16 protein-coding genes are annotated in these 18,995 nt (G+C 36.2%); 13 read left to right on the forward strand and 3 right to left on the reverse strand.

Annotation, left to right across the window (positions count from 1 at the left end; all coding sequences use genetic code 11):
• The first annotated feature begins 39 nt into the window (after positions 1-39).
• The 6 genes from DWW68_RS11510 to DWW68_RS11535 all read left to right on the forward strand — a co-directional run bounded on the left by DWW68_RS11510 (position 40) and on the right by DWW68_RS11535 (position 6,553).
• Positions 40-1,122, forward strand: coding sequence for an iron-containing alcohol dehydrogenase family protein (locus DWW68_RS11510; RefSeq protein WP_118589551.1), 1,083 nt, complete (start codon positions 40-42; stop codon positions 1,120-1,122).
• Between the two features lie 21 nt (positions 1,123-1,143).
• The gene (locus DWW68_RS11515; protein ID WP_118589550.1) at positions 1,144-1,947 is read left to right on the forward strand and encodes a Cof-type HAD-IIB family hydrolase; all 804 of its coding nucleotides are present in this window, start codon (positions 1,144-1,146) and stop codon (positions 1,945-1,947) included.
• Between the two features lie 452 nt (positions 1,948-2,399).
• On the forward strand, positions 2,400-3,398 hold the full coding sequence (locus DWW68_RS11520) for an ABC transporter substrate-binding protein (RefSeq protein ID WP_118589549.1): 999 nt from the start codon (positions 2,400-2,402) through the stop codon (positions 3,396-3,398).
• A gap of 19 nt (positions 3,399-3,417) precedes the next feature.
• On the forward strand, positions 3,418-4,353 hold the full coding sequence (locus DWW68_RS11525) for an ABC transporter permease (protein ID WP_118589548.1): 936 nt from the start codon (positions 3,418-3,420) through the stop codon (positions 4,351-4,353).
• On the forward strand, positions 4,353-5,159 hold the full coding sequence (locus DWW68_RS11530) for an ATP-binding cassette domain-containing protein (protein WP_021951910.1): 807 nt from the start codon (positions 4,353-4,355) through the stop codon (positions 5,157-5,159). The genes DWW68_RS11525 and DWW68_RS11530 overlap by 1 nt, the downstream gene beginning before the upstream one ends.
• Positions 5,160-5,179: 20 nt before the next feature.
• Positions 5,180-6,553: an anti sigma factor C-terminal domain-containing protein gene (locus DWW68_RS11535; RefSeq protein ID WP_118589547.1), complete on the forward strand. Its 1,374-nt coding sequence runs from the start codon at positions 5,180-5,182 to the stop codon at positions 6,551-6,553.
• A 1-nt stretch (position 6,554) separates the two neighbouring features.
• Here DWW68_RS11535 and DWW68_RS11540 read toward each other — a convergent pair whose 3' ends face one another.
• On the reverse strand, positions 6,555-7,043 hold the full coding sequence (locus DWW68_RS11540; RefSeq protein WP_021951912.1) for an HD domain-containing protein: 489 nt from the start codon (positions 7,041-7,043) through the stop codon (positions 6,555-6,557).
• A gap of 172 nt (positions 7,044-7,215) precedes the next feature.
• Between DWW68_RS11540 and pyk the strand changes: the two genes are divergently transcribed.
• From pyk to DWW68_RS11555, 3 genes are all read left to right on the forward strand, one after another.
• Positions 7,216-8,637 (forward strand): pyruvate kinase, encoded by a 1,422-nt coding sequence (gene pyk, locus DWW68_RS11545; RefSeq protein ID WP_118589546.1) that lies wholly within the window; start codon positions 7,216-7,218, stop codon positions 8,635-8,637.
• 313 nt (positions 8,638-8,950) lie between these two features.
• On the forward strand, positions 8,951-10,420 hold the full coding sequence (gene mgtE / locus DWW68_RS11550; RefSeq protein ID WP_118589545.1) for a magnesium transporter: 1,470 nt from the start codon (positions 8,951-8,953) through the stop codon (positions 10,418-10,420).
• A 21-nt stretch (positions 10,421-10,441) separates the two neighbouring features.
• Complete coding sequence (locus DWW68_RS11555; protein ID WP_118589544.1) at positions 10,442-11,725, forward strand: putative ABC transporter permease; 1,284 nt, start codon at positions 10,442-10,444, stop codon at positions 11,723-11,725.
• A 25-nt stretch (positions 11,726-11,750) separates the two neighbouring features.
• Here the strand turns inward: DWW68_RS11555 and DWW68_RS11560 are convergent, their stop codons facing one another.
• Both DWW68_RS11560 and DWW68_RS11565 read right to left on the reverse strand, forming a co-directional pair.
• On the reverse strand, positions 11,751-12,302 hold the full coding sequence (locus DWW68_RS11560) for an ECF transporter S component (protein WP_118589543.1): 552 nt from the start codon (positions 12,300-12,302) through the stop codon (positions 11,751-11,753).
• The gene (locus tag DWW68_RS11565; RefSeq protein WP_118589542.1) at positions 12,286-13,818 is read right to left on the reverse strand and encodes a 4Fe-4S dicluster domain-containing protein; all 1,533 of its coding nucleotides are present in this window, start codon (positions 13,816-13,818) and stop codon (positions 12,286-12,288) included. The genes DWW68_RS11560 and DWW68_RS11565 overlap by 17 nt, the downstream gene beginning before the upstream one ends.
• Before the next feature lie 281 nt (positions 13,819-14,099).
• Between DWW68_RS11565 and DWW68_RS11570 the strand changes: the two genes are divergently transcribed.
• The 4 genes from DWW68_RS11570 (at position 14,100) to DWW68_RS11585 (ending at position 18,993) form a co-directional block, all read left to right on the forward strand.
• Entirely contained in the window at positions 14,100-15,482 is a 1,383-nt protein-coding gene (locus tag DWW68_RS11570; RefSeq protein ID WP_021951918.1) for an MATE family efflux transporter, read from the forward strand.
• Positions 15,483-15,642: 160 nt separating this feature from the next.
• Entirely contained in the window at positions 15,643-17,832 is a 2,190-nt protein-coding gene (gene nrdD, locus DWW68_RS11575) for an anaerobic ribonucleoside-triphosphate reductase (RefSeq protein ID WP_118589541.1), read from the forward strand.
• Positions 17,833-17,955: 123 nt separating this feature from the next.
• Complete coding sequence (locus DWW68_RS11580; RefSeq protein WP_118589636.1) at positions 17,956-18,636, forward strand: GTP pyrophosphokinase family protein; 681 nt, start codon at positions 17,956-17,958, stop codon at positions 18,634-18,636.
• Positions 18,637-18,657: 21 nt separating this feature from the next.
• Positions 18,658-18,993: a cupin domain-containing protein gene (locus DWW68_RS11585; protein WP_021951921.1), complete on the forward strand. Its 336-nt coding sequence runs from the start codon at positions 18,658-18,660 to the stop codon at positions 18,991-18,993.
• Positions 18,994-18,995 lie beyond the last annotated feature (2 nt).

Below are 18,995 nucleotides of genomic sequence, written 5' to 3' on the forward strand. Positions count from 1 at the left end.
GAGGGAGGGGGCAATACATATTAATTAGGAGAAAACCAAATGGAAAATTACAGCATACATCTTCCAAGTTATTCTATTGGAAAGGACGTTTATAAAGAAATACCTGAGATATGTGGTAAATATGGAAATAAAATAGTTGCAATAGGAGGACATAAAGCCTTAGCTGCCGCTAAAGACAAAATATTAGAAGCCATAAAAGATTCGTCCATGGAAATAATTGATTTTTTATGGTATGGAGGAGAGGCAACATACGAGAATGTAGAAAAGCTAATGGAAAATCCGGCAGTTATAAAGGCAGATATGATTTTTGCCATTGGAGGAGGAAAATCCACGGATACAGGAAAGTGCCTTGGAGTAAAAATTAACAAGCCGGTATTTTCTTTTCCAACTATTGCTTCTAACTGCTCTGCCTGCACCAGCGTATCCATAATGTATTATCCTGACGGACGTTTTAAGGAGCCTTTCTTTTATCCTGCACCGCCGGTACATGCATTTATTAACACGGAAATAACCGTTAATTCTCCGGAAAAATATTTATGGGCAGGTATGGGAGATACCTATGCCAAATATTTTGAGGCAGTTATGTCTTCAAAGGGAGAAGTACTTCCTCATTATTTTGCCATGGGGGTAAATAACAGCAAAATGTGTTACGAGCCTATTATGGAGTACGGAAAAGAGGCAATGGAATCAAACCGTAATAATCAGTTGTCAAAAGCCTACGAGCAGGTAGTTTTGGCTATAATTGTATCAACTGCATTGGCATCTATTTATCTTACTGCAGAGCATACGGTACATTACAATTCAGGATTGGCACATGCAATATTTTATTCCATGACATCATATCCTCATATTGAAAAAAAACATCTTCATGGGGAGGTGGTAAGTTACGGAGTGCTAAATCTTTTACTGGTAGACCAAAACACGGAAGATTTTGAAAGAGTATATAATTTCAATAAATCCGTTGGACTTCCTACATGTTTAGAGGACTTGGAATTTGACAAAAGTCAGATAGATGATTTGGCAAAAGGAGCAGTTGTAATGAAGGACATTGAGCATAATCCATATGTTATTACTGGGGAAATGCTGTCAGAAGCCATGAGAAAGCTTGAAGCATTAAAATAAAACTACACTAAAGAGGAATTTATGGATAAAAAGATAATTTTTTTAGATTTAGATGGAACATTAACTAACGATGAAAAGAAGGTTACGCCCCTTACCCAAAAGGCACTTTTAGAAATGCAAAAGGCAGGGCATATAGTTGTTTTGGCATCGGGAAGACCAACTCCCGGAATTTTGCCTGTGGCAAAAGCTGTGGAACTGGAAAAATTCGGAGGCTATATTATGGCATTTAACGGTGGAAAAATTATAAATACAAAAACCAACGAGGTTGTGTTTGAACAGGTGTTAGACAGAAAGTATATAAGTCCATTGTTAAAATATGCCAAAGAAAATGATATTGGGCTTATAACCTACGATGATAAACGGATTATTGTTGGAACAAGAATGGACAAATACATTGAAACGGAATCCTTTATAAATAAAATACCTGTTTATGAAACGGATATAGAGGAATATGTAACATATAATCCCAATAAGCTGTTAATGACTGCACCACCGGAAATTGCCGCAAAACATGAACAGATTTTAGCCGGGAAGTACAAAAATCAATTAAGCATCAGCCGTTCGGCAGATTATTTTATTGAAATTATGCCTAAAGGAATTGATAAGGCGGCATCCATAGAGGTTCTTATAAATAAACTTAAAATAAAGAAGGAGAATACCATAGCCTGTGGTGACGGTTATAATGATATTTCCATGGTTAAATATGCCGGCATAGGTGTGGCAATGGAAAATGCCGTAGATGAAGTAAAACAGGTGGCAGATTATGTGACAGATTCAAATAATGAAGATGGAATTGCCAAAGTGGTAGAAAAGTTTGTATTTTAGGTTTATAAATTTAAGTTTATTATAAAACTATAAAATTTTATATTGACGAGAAATATTATGTGAGATATAATTGCCGCATAATTAAAGATGACCATTGAAACCGTTGATGCGGAGATAAAAGTAAATCGTGCACTTACAGAGAGCAGGGAGGCTGAGAACCTGCAGAACGCAGCTTGCTAAATGGACCGCAGAGGGCATAGAACAAAGCATTTATGTTAGTATTTTGTGACGTGAAGGCATACGTTAGTTGCACAGGGTATGTTAGTACCCGTTGAGAGCGCATTTTTTATTGCGAATCAAGGTGGCACCGCGGAATATGATTTTATGAATATCCGTCCTTGATAGTAGAGTAATCCTACTGTCAGGGACTTTTTTATTGTATAAAATTCCTTAAGCTTTATGGCATAGGTGGTTATCTGTTAATAAATATTTTTTTATAAGGAGATAAGAACATGAGAAAAGGAAGAGTATTAAGTATTTTATTAACAACCGCTATGGCAGCAACAATTTTTACAGGCTGCGGAAGCAATGACAAATCAGCTGATGCCTCACAAAAGGCAGACAAGAAAAAAATCGGTATCGTAACCATGGTGGAAAATGGTGCCTTTACTGATATGAAAGAGGGAATCATAGAAGAGTTAGCAAGCAAGGGATACACAAGTGATACAGCTACAATTGATTATCAGTGTGCATCAGGTGATGCTACAACCCTTTCAACTATTGCCAATAACATGACAGACGGAACATATGACATGGTATTTACCATTGCAACACCACCTACCCAGGCATTTGTTAATTTAGAATCAGACACACCGGTTTTCTTCTGTGCAGTTTCAGCACCGGTTGCAGCAGGAGTTTTATCAGATATGGATAGTCCTGATAAAAACGCCACAGGTACATCAAATGCCATTCCGGTATCAGACATTATTGATTTAGCACAAAATACAACACCGGCTAAAAAATACGGACTTATTTACAGTGGCAATGAAGACAATGCAACAAACACAATTAAGCAGGTTGAGGAATATTTAAAATCAAAGAACATTGAATATGTTGAAAAAACAGCACCTACATCAAGTGATATTGAAACAGCAGCCAATGCTCTTATAAATGAAGGTGTAGATGCCATTTTCGTACCAAATGATTCAATTATTCAGGACGGAGTTACAAAGTTAGCAGAAATTTGCAATGAAAAGAAAATTCCAACATATTGTTCATCAGCTACAACAGTTGCCTCAGGATGTTTTGCAACCCTTGCCATTGACGATAAGGGAATTGGTAAAAAAACAGTAGATATGGCAATGGATTACTTTGACGGAAAGAAAGTTAAAGATATTCCTTCACAGGTAGTTGGAATTGATTATTGCTCAGTAAACACCAATGCCATGAAAGCTCTTGGTATTACAAAAGACCAGATTAAAACAAAGTATGATATTAACGAAATTCAGTAATGGATGAGGAGATTTAGTAATGATAGAATTACAATATTATTTAACCAATCTGCCGGATTGCTTTATATATGGATTGCTGGCAATGGGTATATATATTTCACTTAGAATATTGGATATTCCGGATTTAACAACTGAAGGAAGTTTCGGCTTTGGAGCAGTTATATCGGTGCTGGTGTCTTTAAACGGACACCCGGCACTGGCACTTTTAGCAGGAATAGTTGCCGGTGCATTGGCAGGATTTATTACGGGGTGTTTACAGACAAAGCTTAGTGTTCATCCGGTATTAGCAGGAATAATAACCATGAGTGCATTATATTCAATTAATCTTGTATGCTATTCATTAACAGACAAGGGAGCCACAACTAACTTAAGTTACGGCAAAATAACAATATTTGATAAAATAAAGGAATTGCTTGGAATAACAGGTCAGTTTAACACAAGTATGTTAAAAGCTGTGGTAAGTTTTATTATTGTTGTGTTGGTTATAGCTGTAATTATCTGGTTCTTTAAAACCCATATGGGACTTTGCATAAGAGCCACAGGAGATAATCCTGATATGGTAAGAGCATCATCAATAAATGTTGACAGAACCAAAATCATAGGTCTTATGATTGCCAATGCATTAATTGGTTTATCAGGAGCCATGGCATCACAAAGCGTTGGATATTCAGACATAAATACTGCTAACGGTACTCTTATTTATGGGTTAGCAGCAGTAATTATTGGTGAGGCAATATTTGGAAAAAGAGGCGCTGCCATAGGAGTTATTTCAGCAGTTACAGGTTCTGTTATATACAAGCTTATAGTGGCATTTGTTATAAGACAGAATTTATTTGGTGATAAAAGCGCAAATCTTATGAAGCTTACATGTGCACTTATTGTTGCCATTACTCTTGCAATTCCTGCAATAAAGGAAAAAATTGCGGAAAAGAGAAGCAGAAAGGCGGAGATGTAATGTTAGAAGTAAAGAATATTTCAAAGGTTTTTGCCAAAGGAACAGTTAATGAACACGTTGCCATAAAAAATATGTCCCTTTCATTGGAGGATGGGGAATTTGTTACAGTTGTAGGCTCAAACGGAGCAGGAAAAAGTACACTTTTTAATGCAATTTGCGGTAGCTTCCTTGTGGATTCAGGACATATATTTTTGGATAATGAAGAAATTACATATAAAAGTGAGCATGCCAGGGCAAAAATGATAGGTCGTGTTTTTCAGGACCCCATGAGAGGAACGGCACCTAACATGACTATTGAAGAAAATCTCGCGTTAGCCTATACAAGATCACAAAAACATTCATCACCTTTTTCAAGAGCATTAACAAAGAAAAAGGCTGAGTTTTTCAGGGAAAATCTGGCAAGATACAATATGGGCATAGAAGACAGAATGAAAACTAAAATCGGGCTTTTGTCAGGTGGTCAGAGACAGGTGGTTACTCTTTTAATGTGTACCCTTTCAATTCCAAAACTTTTGCTTTTAGATGAGCATACCGCAGCCCTTGACCCGGCAACGGCTAAAAGGGTAATGGAAATAACAAAGCAGATTGTGTCAGAAAATAATATTACCACTATGATGATTACCCACAATTTAAATCAGTCATTAAATACAGGCTCAAGAACCATAATGCTTGACTCAGGGGAAATTATACTTGATTTATCCGGCAAAGAGAGAGAAAATATGACCATAGATGATATGATAAAAATGTATTCTGCAAAGAAACAGAAGGAATTTGATAATGACAGAATATTGTTGTCTAGGGACTAAAGGATAAAAGAGAGGGACATATGGATTTTAAGGAGCTTTATGAAAAGTATAACTGGGGACAGGTAACAAAAGAAGAACAGGAATTTGTGGAAAGTGAGTTAAAAAGACGTAAAGAAGCAAAGGAAAACATCCATGAAGGCTATGAATCAGAGAATAAAAAGTCTATTGAAGATGATGTTGTTACAATAAATGACAGTCGGGAGGAGCCGGAAAGTAAGAAATCAAATAATGAGAATATAGATGAAACCACAGGGGAACATAAGAAAATTAATGTTCCCTTTGTGGTTTTGTCTTGTATAATGGCAGCTATGATTGTTACGACAATAGCAGTATATGTTATAAAAATTGACCCTATGGTTAAATATGTAAAAAAGGAAAAGGCTCAGGAAAACTATCCTTACAGCAAATGGAATATTGACAGCAAGACCCTGTATTCAGAAAAAACAGATGCCCAGTTAGGATATGAGACTCTTTTTCAGTTTCACAATAAAGGACAGTACATTCCTTATTTTGAAAATTTAGGAGAAATTGATAATAAAAAGGGCCAGTATTATTATCGTATAACGAAAAATATTCAGCCTTATGTGGGGATTACCTTAGAAAAAGCTCTTACAGTTGAAAAACCGGAATTTCGGAGTTATTTAGATGATGGAGAGATTATGTCCATAAACGAGGATGATGAAGAAGATGCTGAAGATTACGGCAATCTTAAGGCAACCTTGAAGAAAATGAAAAAGAATAAGATTTATAATATTTTTATCTCTCTTAATAAGCTGATAGGGGATACGCAGCTTAAAAAACTTCTTGAAGAAAATTATTATCAGGATAATACATGTATAAAATGGGTGGGGGTTTATCCTTATGAAATTAATGACAAGTACCCACCAATAGGTATATATTTAGGAATTGATCAGTCAAGTATGGGAAGCATAAAGGAAATGACTTTGGGATATACAAATATGTATTCTGTTGACGGATTAACTCTTAAAGGTAACGGATATTTTTACAATGGAAAGAATTTCTTCATATATAGAAGTGCAAATGGCTATGTTTATGATGAAGGTCCTGAATTAGATGTGAAAACCGTAAAGGACAGCTTTTCCGAAAGGTTAGATTTTATGATAAAGCATCCTGAAGTGTTGAATTTTTTGGGACATCCGGAATATGAGGAATTTTATAAAAAAATTAAAAATATGGTGGATAAAGGTGAAACTAAATACTATGCATTAGCCCTTACAGGGGAAAAGGAGGATTTAGAAGATATGTGTAGTGGTTTAAGTGGATATGTAACAAGCATATCTGATGCAGATGAAGACGAAGATCTAATGTACAGCCTTATAAACAGCAACATAGACCCTACCCACAGCATATATAGCGGTACGGAATATGAGTAATTTACTCAAAACGGTAGCATGCACGCTTACATATTACCTCATAGGATGAACATATTTTGTCGGCAAGGCTTACAATGTAACTTTCCTTATATCTTGGAAGTTTAATATTAAGGGGAAACATGTGCTTTGCTATAATGTCCATTTCAATGTCAGTGAGTTCAAAATCCTTAGAGGCATTTTTCAGGGCTACAGCTGCGTGGTGGAAACCGTGCCATTTGTGTGCAGCATCCTTGTCATGCCAGTCATACAAAAAGTAATCATGTAAAAGAGAACCTCTTAAAAGACTGTTGTAATCACAGCGGATATGGAATTTTCTTGCAATGCAGTAACTTATGTAAGAAACTGCAATACAGTGCTCTAGGGTGCTGGTGTTGCCATGTTGTATATATTTATCCATTCGTTTTAATTTTTCATTTTTTATTATGGGAGTGATTTTCAAGGTGAAATCCTCCCTTAAATTATCTGTACTAATAATATTTGAATTTTGCATTATACTAGTAACATCCTTTCAAAACATCTAAATGTTATTATACCCCTAAAAGTGTTAAATGTATATTAAAAATCTTTAACAAAAATTAACTTGTATATAATTTCATATATTGTTATTATAAGTGTGGTTTGATAGAAATATGGTAGTAGGTAAGTAAAAGGAGAAAATTAGAATGAGAAAGACAAAGATAGTATGTACTCTTGGTCCGTCAACAGACGTTGATGGTGTACTTGAAAAGTTAATTAATGTAGGAATGAATGTGGCAAGATGTAACTTTTCCCATGGTTCTCACGAAGAACATAAGAAAAGAATGGATAAGGTAAAGGAAATCAGAAAGAAATGTGATATGCCTGTTGCCATTTTGTTAGATACAAAGGGACCGGAAATAAGAACAGGAATATTTGAAAATGATTCCATTTTTGTTCATACAGGTCAGAAATTTACCCTTGTGGGAGACAGACAGGTTAAGGGAGATGAAAACCATGTCAATATTACATTTCCTGATTTATATAAAGACGTAAATATAGGCTCAATTATTCTTATTGATGATGGTCTTGTAAAGTTAGAGGTTAAGGAAATTAGTGGAACGGATATTGTCTGTGAAGTAAAAAATGATGGTAAAATTTCTAACAGAAAAGGGGTTAATGTTCCTGATATTCATATTAACATGGAGTACATGAGTAAACAGGATAAAAGTGACATTATATTTGGAATACAGCAGGATGTTGATTATATTGCCGCATCCTTTGTAAGAACAGCTGAAGATGTAAAAGCCGTAAGAAAAATTCTTGATGAAAACGGTGGGGAAAACATCAACATTATAGCAAAAATAGAAAATAGTGAAGGTATTTTAAATGTAGACTCCATTATAGATGAGGCAGATGCCATTATGGTAGCCAGAGGAGACATGGGAGTTGAACTTCCGGAGGAAGAAGTTCCTATTATTCAGAAAATGATTATAAAAAAGGTATATGAGGCAGGAAAACAGGTTATTACTGCAACTCAGATGCTGGATTCCATGATGAATAATCCTCGTCCTACAAGAGCAGAAACCACAGATGTGGCAAATGCAATTTACGATGGAACCAGTGCCATTATGCTTTCAGGAGAGACAGCAGCAGGGAAATATCCGGTGGAAGCCGTTGAAACCATGGCGAAAATCGCTGAACGTACTGAAATGGACATAAACTATAAACAGCGTTTCTTTGATATGAAAAGAAGTGAAGGAAGTGATATTACCCAGGCAGTATGTCATGCTACATGTACTACAGCTTATGACCTTGGGGCAAAGTCAATTCTTACGGTAACTAAATCAGGAAGGTCTGCAAGAATGTTATCAAGATTCAGACCGGACTGTATGATTACCGCAGGAAGCACAAGTGAAAAAGTATGCCGCCAGCTTAATATGTCCTGGGGAGTTACACCAGTGCTTATTAAGGAAAAAGGTGATGTGCTGGAATTGTTTGACTATGCTGTGGAAGTGGCAAAGGAAAAGCATTTAGTGGAAAAGGATGACATTGTGGTTATTACATCAGGAGTGCCTCTTGGAAAGTCAGGAACCACTAATATGATAAAGGTTCACACTGTGGAATAATTTTATATTTCAGTTGAATTTGTCTAAAAAAAATGATAAAGTAAATATATAAATTAATAAGAACTTATGGTTATTTTGGCCATAAGTTTTTATTTCGATTTTTTATAATAAAATGGAAGGAGAACCAGATGGATAGTTGTGACAGTTGTGGGCGAAGTTTGCATAATGAATATACTATAGACGAAACTGATGCACATCATCTGTTTCGTCCTTAAAGTGCATAAATTCATATACAAGCTTCTTACATATACAGTCCGCTATATTTTGATGTAGCGGATTCTTTACTTTCTGTTTATGTGAAAGGAGGTATATGATGGAAGAAAATAAAGAATTTGAAGAAAAAAAGCCACAGGATACAGAAGAGTCAAACACAGAGAATAATATAGAAACACAGGAATATGAAATTCCTGAAAAAGCCGATTATGAAGCTGAAATTATAGATATAATACGAGGCAACGAACCGGCTTATGTTAAGAAAGAGAAGTTAAACGATTATCATGAAAATGATATAGCATCGGTTTTAGAAGACTTAGATGTAAATGAGCGTAGAAGATTATATGCCCTTTTAGGTCTTGACAGGGTATCTGAAATTTTTGCTTATTTAGATGATCCGGAAGAGTTCATTGAAGAATTAGATAATGAAACAGCGGCAGATATTCTTGAGGCCATGGAGCCGGATGATGCCGTTGATATCTTAGATGAATTAGAGGAAGAAAAAAGTGAGGAGCTTCTCCAGTTAATGGATAAAGAGGCACAAAAGGATATTGATCTTATTCAGTCCTATGACGAAGATGAAATCGGTAGTAAGATGACTACCAATTATGTTAGCTTATCCTTAGACCTTACCATAAAGCAGGCAATGAAACGTTTAGTAGAACAGGCTGCTGACAATGACAACATTTCTACGTTATATGTTAAAAAAGAAGATGGAACCTTTTATGGAGCCATTGATTTAAAAGACTTAATTGTTGCAAGGGAATATGTAGAACTAGAATCATTAGTTATCACTTCATATCCTTTTGTGTATGACCATGAAACAGTAGATGACTGTATTGAAGAATTAAAGGATTACTCAGAGGATTCCATTCCGGTATTGGATAAAGACAATCACATTTTAGGTGTTATTACTTCTCAGGATTTGGTAGAAGTGGTAGATGAAGAAATGGGTGAGGACTATGCTAAGTTAGCAGGTCTTGCTGCAGAGGAGGAATTAGAAGAACCATTATCCCAGAGCCTTAAAAAAAGAGTTCCATGGCTTATTATATTGCTTATGCTTGGCATGATTGTATCTACAGTTATAAGTATGTTTGAAAAGGTTATAGTGGGACTTCCGATTATTGTTACATTCCAGTCAGTTATTCTTGGTATGTCCGGTAATGTTGGAACCCAGTCCCTTGCGGTGACTATCAGGGTTTTAATGGACGAAGAACTGGAATTTAAGCAGATGCTGGGATTTGTATTTAAGGAAATGCGTGTAGGTTTCTTTAACGGACTTATAGTAGGTTCTATTTCCTTTATATTTACAGGGATATTTATATGGCTTGTCAGAGGACAGCAGTTTATGGATGCCTTTGCTATTTCAGGATGTATCGGCATTGCACTGGCACTGGCTATGTTAATATCAAGCTTTGTAGGAGCTATTATTCCCATTATTCTTGACAAAATCGGATTTGACCCGGCAGTTGCATCAGGTCCTCTTATTTCTACCGTAAACGATTTAGTTGCTGCGGTAACATATTACGGACTTGCATGGGTTTTCCTTATTAACATATTACATTTATAATAAAAAACAAAGGAAGTACTAATGAATATACTGATATACTTATTTATAGTTTACTCATTTTTAGGATGGGTATTTGAGACAACAATTGCTGCAATAAAAAGAAAAAGGTTTGTTAACAGAGGAATCATTAACGGACCCTTCTGTGTGATTTACGGTATTTCAGCTGTTGCCATTACAGTTATTCTTAGGGACTTAAACGGATTCTGGCTACTATTTGGAAGTATGATAGTAGCCACTCTTATTGAGTGGACCGGCGGACATATTATTGAAAAGATGTACCATGAACGCTGGTGGGACTATTCTAATTTCAAATTTAACTTTGACGGTTATATCTGCCTTGGTGCTTCGGTTATCTGGGCGATAATGGGCTTTGTTGTAAAAACATGGGTCAACGATCTCTTTATTAATATTTATAAAATTATCCCGGTATATATAATTGAAATCATAGTGTGGATTCTTTTGGCGGTTATATTTATTGACGGCCTTGCCACTATGCTTATTTTATCAGGACACCATAAAAGCGAAAAATATTGCAAAAAGGCAGAAGATATATTAGATACTGTAACTAAAAACTTAAGTGACAGAATTTATGGTGTTATTGACAGCCGATTAGGAAAGGCATATACAAGAAGCAAGCCGGGGACAGGGGAACAAAAGGATAAAACAAAGTTTGCCACAGGATGTAGTTTCTATAAGGTGGTTATGTTGTTTTTCATAGGAGCGTTCCTTGGAGACATTGTGGAGACGGTTTTCTGTCGTATAGTTATGGGAAGCTGGATGAGCAGAAGCAGTGTTATTTACGGACAGTTTAGTATTGTGTGGGGGGTAGGAGTAGCTGCCATAACGGTACTGTTATATAAGTACAAAGATAAAAATGTCTTGTTTTTATTTTTTACGGGAACTATATTAGGGGGAGCATATGAGTACATATGCAGCGTTTTTACGGAAATAGCCTTTGGCACTGTTTTCTGGGATTACAGCGATATGCCATTTAACCTTGGAGGACGAATTAATTTATTGTACTGTTCTTTTTGGGGAATAGCGGCTATAGTTTGGTTTAAGGTTGCATATCCGCTACTGTCTGCCCTTATTGAAAAAATCCCAAAGAAACCGGGAATAATAGCTACATGGATGTTACTGGCATTTATGTTAGTGAATGTTTCCATATCAAGTATTGCCCTTGCAAGATATCAGGAAAGAAGCAAGGGAAAGAATGCAAATAATAACATAGAAAAATGGATAGACACAAAATACGATGACAATTTAATGAACCGGGTATACCCGAAAGCATTAATTGTAGACTGATTTTATATCTATCCATAAACAATTTTTATTTTGAACGTTTTACACTTAATCGCACAATAGGCCAGATAACACAGGCTAATGCAGTTCCAAACAATGCCGCAATTAACTGGGTTGTGGAATATGTAACTGTTGCAGCCTTGTAGGCTACGTGACTTAATCCCTTTCCAAAGGATGGAAGAACCCATCTGATAATAAGAAGTGTCATTACACCCCATTTGGCAACAGAGCCTGCTATAAGGCTTATTGGCAAAAGATTAAGTTCCAGCTTTTTGCACCTGACAAACCAGGCAAAAAGCACAAGAACCATGTTTCCTATCATAATACACGGAAGAATCATAGGTACAGCGGCAATAACAGGTGACCCGGTTATAATAAAAGATGTAATAGGGGCAACAGCTGAAACTATAATACCGCTAACAATTCCGCAATATAATGTATCAATAATAAGTATCAGGTTAATTAATCCACCAATAACATAAATTGAATATGCAAAGGTTGGAACTTTAAAAAACTGTACTGCTATGCAAAGTGCAATCATTACTGCTGTAACGGTAATGGTTCTAGTCCTCATTTTCATACAATTCCTCCTTTGTTATTAAATGAAGATATTTTAAGTATTCTGACTGAGACGGTTTTGTTAATTCAGATTTTGATTTGTCCTGTTCAAGAGCAATGCCTGCTTTTCTGACATCAGCCAAAACTCCTGCACCACCAAGACATCCGCCGGGACATGCCATTCCCTCTAACAGATATCCGTCATATTTTCCGGCTTTGGCTAACATAAGCATTTTTTTGCATTCCGCTAATCCCTCCGCCTTAACTGTTTTTACCTCACGGTCAGGGTCAATACTGTTTAAAACATTTACAACGGCATTGGCAACACCGCCACTGGCAGCAAATCCCTTACCATAGGAGCTGGAAGTTTGTCTGAATTCTTCTAGTTCAAGATTGTTAAAATCAATTCCCTTAGCATCAAAAATCCCCATCATTTCCTCAAAGGTTAAAACAAAGTCAATATCGCTTCGTACTGAGCGACGGCTTGCTTCAAGCTTTTTCGCAGCACATGGACCAATGAATACTACCTTACAGTCAGGATGGCGTTTCTTAATCATACGTCCTGTTAAAACCATAGGAGTAAGGGTCATGGAAATATGGTTAGCATATTCAGGTAAAGTCTTTTTAGCCATAACAGACCATGCAGGACAACATGAAGTACCAAGCCATGACAAATGTTCAGGAACCTCTTTTATGAAATCAGCTGCTTCCTGAATAGCACAAAGGTCGGCACCGATTGCTACCTCTTCCATTTCTTCAAAACCTACAGCTTTAAGGGCAGCCCTTACCATGGCAGGAGTAACCTTGTCACCGAATTGCTTTACAAAGGAAGGGGCAATGGCTGCATATATAGGAGTATCACTTTTCAGTGCCAGCACTGTCTGGAAAATCTGGCTTTTATCCACAATAGCACTAAAAGGACAACTTACAAGACACATACCACAGGACACACACTGGTCATAATCGATGTCAGCTCTGCCGTATTCATCAGATTTAATGGCATTCATGCCACAGGCAGCTGCACAGGGACGTTCCTGTTTAATAATTGCATTGTAAGGGCATGCATTTAAACACTTGCCACATTTTATACATTTATCCTGGTCAATAACGGAATGACCATTTTCCATATGGATAGCTTTCTTTGGACAAACCTCAACGCATGGATGCTCAATACATCCCTGACATCCGTTGGTTACGAAAATCTTTTTTTCAGGGCATGCATGACATGCAAATTTTATAATGTTAATAAGAGGAGGGTCATAATACTTTTCATCAATGGCACTGGCATCTATTCCATCTGAAAGTGGTGCATGCTCAGACACTTTCCTAATAGGAAGTCCAATGGTAGCACGAAGACGTTCTCCTACAATGGCACGTTCAATAAAAATGTTATTGTAATATTTTCCAATTTCACCGGGAATGATTTTGTAAGGCAGTTCTTCAATTCGTGTGAAATCTCCGCCTTCAAACGCCATTCTTGCAACTTCCGTAAATACCTTATGACGTATCTCCGTCTTGTTTGAATAAATTCCTCTCATGTATTTCTCCATTTCATATAATTCAAATAAAAAACAGTCATAAAAACTATTATTAATTATAACATAGCATACAAAATAAGCACAAGTAAAATATAGTTAATTTTTTAACAATATAAAACCTAAATCGGAAGGTGCCGGTGCAAATTATGAAACATTAGGGTATTTTTTTAGAAAAATATTTAATTTCGAATTTGTGGTTGAAATTTTCCTTTATAGAGTTGTATTATATGTTGTGGCGATAATGAGAATAGAAGAAAATGAAATTATAAAGGAAAAAAGAAATGACAAATATGAATGAGAAAATTGAAAATCCCTTAGGAACGGAACCAGTGGGGAAGCTGCTTAGAAAATTTGCAGTTCCAAGTATTATATCAATGCTTGTAATGTCTTTGTACAATATAGTAGATCAGATCTTTATAGGACAGTGTGTAGGAGAGTTAGGAAATGCTGCCACTAATGTTGCCTTTCCCTTTACCACCTTATGTATTGCTACGGCACTGGCTTTTGGAATAGGTGGAGCTTCAGGATTTAATTTAAACTTAGGTGCAGGAGAAAAGGAAAAAGCACCATATTTTATAGGCGTAAGTGCTTCAATGATGTTTATTATCGGTGTTGTTCTGTCTGTTGTGGGACTTACGGCATTAAAACCCCTACTTTTATTCTTTGGTTCAACAGATACGGTATTACCGTATGCCATGGAATATACAAAATATCTGGCATTGGGATTTCCTTTTGCCATTATTTCATCTGGTGGTTCACATTTAGTAAGAGCAGACGGAAGTCCGAAGTTTTCCATGGCCTGTAACCTTGTAGGCGCCATTGTAAATGTAATTTTAGATTACCTTTTTGTCATGGTATTTAACTGGAAAATGGCAGGAGCAGCAATAGCTACTGTAATAGGACAAATTTTAGCTTCAATTATGGTTATATGGTACTTGATTCATTTTAAAACCATTAAGCTTCACGGAAAGCATTTTGTACCACAACTTAAGATAGTAGGAAGAACTGTACATCTTGGAATGGCACAGTGCTTAAATCAGCTGGCAATTATGTTTGTTCAGGTTGTAATGAATAAATCACTGACATATTACGGTGCCCTTAGCCCTTATGGTGCGGACATTCCCCTTGCCTGTACGGGAATTGTAATGAAGGTTAATCAGGTGTATTTCTCCATATGTATAGGTGTGGCACAGGGAATACAGCCTATTGCCAGTTTTAACAGGGGAGCAGGTAAAAATGACAGAGTTAAAAAGACCTATAAGCTTGCCGTTTCCTGCAATACAATTATTTCAACTATTGCATTTATAATATTCCAACTGTTCCCAAGACAGATAATAAGCATATTCGGTTCAGGAAGCCCTGAATATTTTAGGTTTTCCATTAACTTTTTCAGAATATTTTTATTTATGACTTTCTTAGACGGAATACAGCCAATAACATCAACATTTTGTACTGTTATAGGGGAACCAAACAAGGGAACATTTTTGTCTCTTACAAGACAGGTTATATGCTTTATACCACTTATGATTGTGTTACCATATATTTTCCACAACTTTGGCTATTTAGGCATAGATGGTATGATGTATGTTGCACCGATATCCGACTTTTTAGCAGCAGTACTGTCGTTAATTGTAATTAAAAAGGTGTTTAAAAAGTTAGTTTAGAACATTTTGTATGAGGGAAAACTATAATTGGAGATTTTGTAAAAAAAAGAAGAAATATTTCAGAAATGTTGCAATTGCCACTGTACAAAATGGAATATGTTGTGCTATAATGCTTTAAGCATATACAAGATATAGTATTCGAGCTTGAGAGGGAGAAAAGATGGAAGTTTTATTGAGAAAGGTAATTAAACGAAACGGTCAGGAAGTTTCGTTCGACGTTAACAAGATTCTTAATGCTATAAGGAAGGCAAATAACGAGATTGCCCCTATACATAAGTTAAACGAGTATCAGATTGCGGCAGTGGGAAATCTTGTTGTTGACCAGATTGAAAAATCAAACCATGCAGTAGCAGTTGAAGATATTCAGGACATGGTAGAGAGAGGCATCATGGAGATGCGTGGATATGAGGTAGCCCAGAAGTACGTAAGATACAGATATACACGTGAATTAGCCAGAAAAGCCAACACAACAGATGATGGAATTTTGTCTCTTATTGATCAGATTAATGAAGAAGTTAAACAGGAAAATTCCAACAAGAATCCTACAATTAACTCCACCCAGAGAGATTATATGGCAGGTGAAGTCAGCAAGGATTTAACTAAACGTATTTTATTGCCGGAGGATATTGTTCAGGCTCATGAGCAGGGAATTATACATTTCCATGATTCCGACTATTTTGCACAGAAGGAGCACAACTGTGACTTAATTAATTTAGAGGATATGCTTCAAAATGGAACATGCATATCCGAAACTAAAATAGATACACCTCACAGCTTTTATACAGCCTGCAATGTTACTACACAGATTGTGGCACAGGTTGCCAGCAATCAGTACGGCGGTCAGTCATTTTCATTAGGACATTTGGCACCTTTTGTTCAGGTGAGCAGAGAAAAAATTACCAAAGAAGTTTTAGCTGAAAGAAATGAACTCAACTTGAATTACAGTGATGAGCAGGTAAAACAAATTGCCGAGAGAAGATTAAAGGATGAGATAAACCGTGGTATCCAGACTATTCAGTATCAGCTGATTACTCTTATGACATGTAATGGGCAGGCACCTTTTGTAACAATGTTTATGTATCTTGATGAGGTACCGGAAGGTCAGACCAGGGATGATTTGGCTACCCTTATAGAAGAGGTTTTAAAACAGCGTATTCAAGGTGTTAAAAATGAAAAAGGTGTCTGGATTACACCGGCATTTCCTAAAATTATATATGTTTTAGATGAAGATAATGTTACACCGGATTCAAAATACTGGGCACTTACGGAGCTTGCAGCAAAATGTACTGCCAAGAGAATGGTTCCTGATTATATTTCAGCTAAGGTTATGAAAGAAATGAAGCAGGGATGCGTTTATCCATGTATGGGCTGCAGAAGCTTCCTTACAGTTGAGGACAGCCAGAGAAACGCAGACGGAACCCACAAATTCTATGGACGTTTCAATCAGGGTGTTGTAACCATTAACTTAGTTGATGTGGCTTGCTCATCTAACGGTGATATGGAACTGTTCTGGAAAATTTTGGAAGAAAGACTGGAGTTATGCCACAGGGCACTTAGATGCAGACATGAGAGACTTCTTGGAACACCTTCAGATGTGGCACCTATTTTATGGCAAAACGGTGCTTTGGCACGTCTTAAAAAGGGTGAAACTATTGATAAATTATTATTTAACGGATATTCAACCATTTCATTGGGCTATGCAGGTCTTTATGAAATGTGTGTAAGAATGACAGGTAAATCTCACACTACTCCTGAAGGAAAAGAGTTTGCCATTAAGGTTATGCAGAAGTTAAATGATAAATGTGCTGAGTGGAAGGCAGCTGAAAACATCAGCTATTCCGTATATGGAACACCTATGGAATCTACTACCTATAAGTTTGCTAAGTGTCTCCAGAAGAGATTTGGCATTATAAAGGGTGTTACAGATAAAAATTACATTACCAACAGTTATCATGTTCATGTGACAGAAGAAATAGATGCTTTCAGTAAGCTTAAGTTTGAATCAGAATTTCAGAAACTTTCACCGGGTGGTGCCATAAGCTACGTAGAAGTTCCTAATCTTCAGGACAATATCGAAGCAGTAATTGAAGTAATGAAATTTATTTATGACAACATTATGTATGCTGAATTAAATACTAAATCTGATTATTGTGAGTGCTGCGGATACAATGGAGAAATTCAGATTGTATCAGACGAAGAGTCAGGAAAGTTAATTTGGGAATGCCCAAGCTGTGGAAACAGAAATCAGGATAAAATGAGTGTTGCCAGAAGAACATGCGGATACATTGGAACCCAGTTCTGGAATCAGGGAAGAACTCAGGAAATAAAGGATAGGGTACTTCATTTGTAAAAAATAATAGTTATAAAAATAAAGGAGATTGCTGTCGGACAGATGGCAATTTCTTTTTTTTATTTAGTGTGGTATAATAATCACAGTTATGTGCGCGGAATTAAGAGGGAGAGGTATAAAACGATGATAAAAGATCAAATAAGAAATATTATTATTAATGAAGTGGTAAAAAGTCCCGTGGTGGAGAAAATTAAAGAGGGACAGTTATCCTATATGAAATTAATGTCGTATTATAAATGTGCCATTATGGAAATAGAAACAAAGTTCAGGGTTTTAGATGAACAGTTTTCTTTAAGATACGACGATAATCCTATAGAAACCATAAAATCAAGGCTGAAATCCCCTGAAAGCATAATGAAAAAGGTTCAGAAAAAAGGTCTTAAAATGACTACCGATGATATTGAAAAAAATATTACGGATATTGCAGGAATCAGGGTTATCTGTTCCTTTAAGGAGGATATTTATAAACTGGCAAAATGCCTTCTTCAGCAGGATGATATAACATTAATTGAAAAGAAGGATTACATAAAAAATCCTAAGGAAAGCGGTTACAGAAGTCTGCATTTAATTGTGGAAGTACCTATTTTTCTGGAAGATGAAAAAAGAGCAATGAAAGTTGAAGTGCAGTTTAGAACCATAGCCATGGATTTTTGGGCAAGTCTTGAACATAAAATGAGATATAAAAAGGATGTAGATGAGGATTTGTTGACAGTATTATCTGAGAAACTCACGGAATGTGCAGAATTAAGTGCCAGCTTAGACGATAAAATGGAAAGTATCAAGAATTTAACAAAAGCTAAATAAAATAAGAAAGCAGGTGTAAATATGTTGTTTAATTTTGATGACATGGAAGAAACAATTCTTCACAACTTTAATGGTGGAAAGAATGACACAAAGGCAAAAATGTTTATTGATGAAAACGTAAAGATACTTTATGGGACATTGGAGCCGGGCTCATCTATTGGTCTTCACACCCATGAAAAAAACAGCGAGACAGTTTATTGCATATCAGGAGAGGCTACTATTATCATGGATGGAAAGACGGAAATATTAAAGCCGGGAATGTGTCATTATTGCCCTATGGGACATACTCATGGAATGGAAAATAAAGGCGATGAAGATTTAGTGATTTTTGCTGTTGTACCAAATCACGAAAAATAAAT

The sequence above is a fragment of the Eubacterium sp. AF16-48 genome (assembly GCF_003479405.1).
GTDB classification, from domain to species: domain Bacteria; phylum Bacillota; class Clostridia; order Lachnospirales; family Lachnospiraceae; genus Eubacterium_G; species Eubacterium_G segne.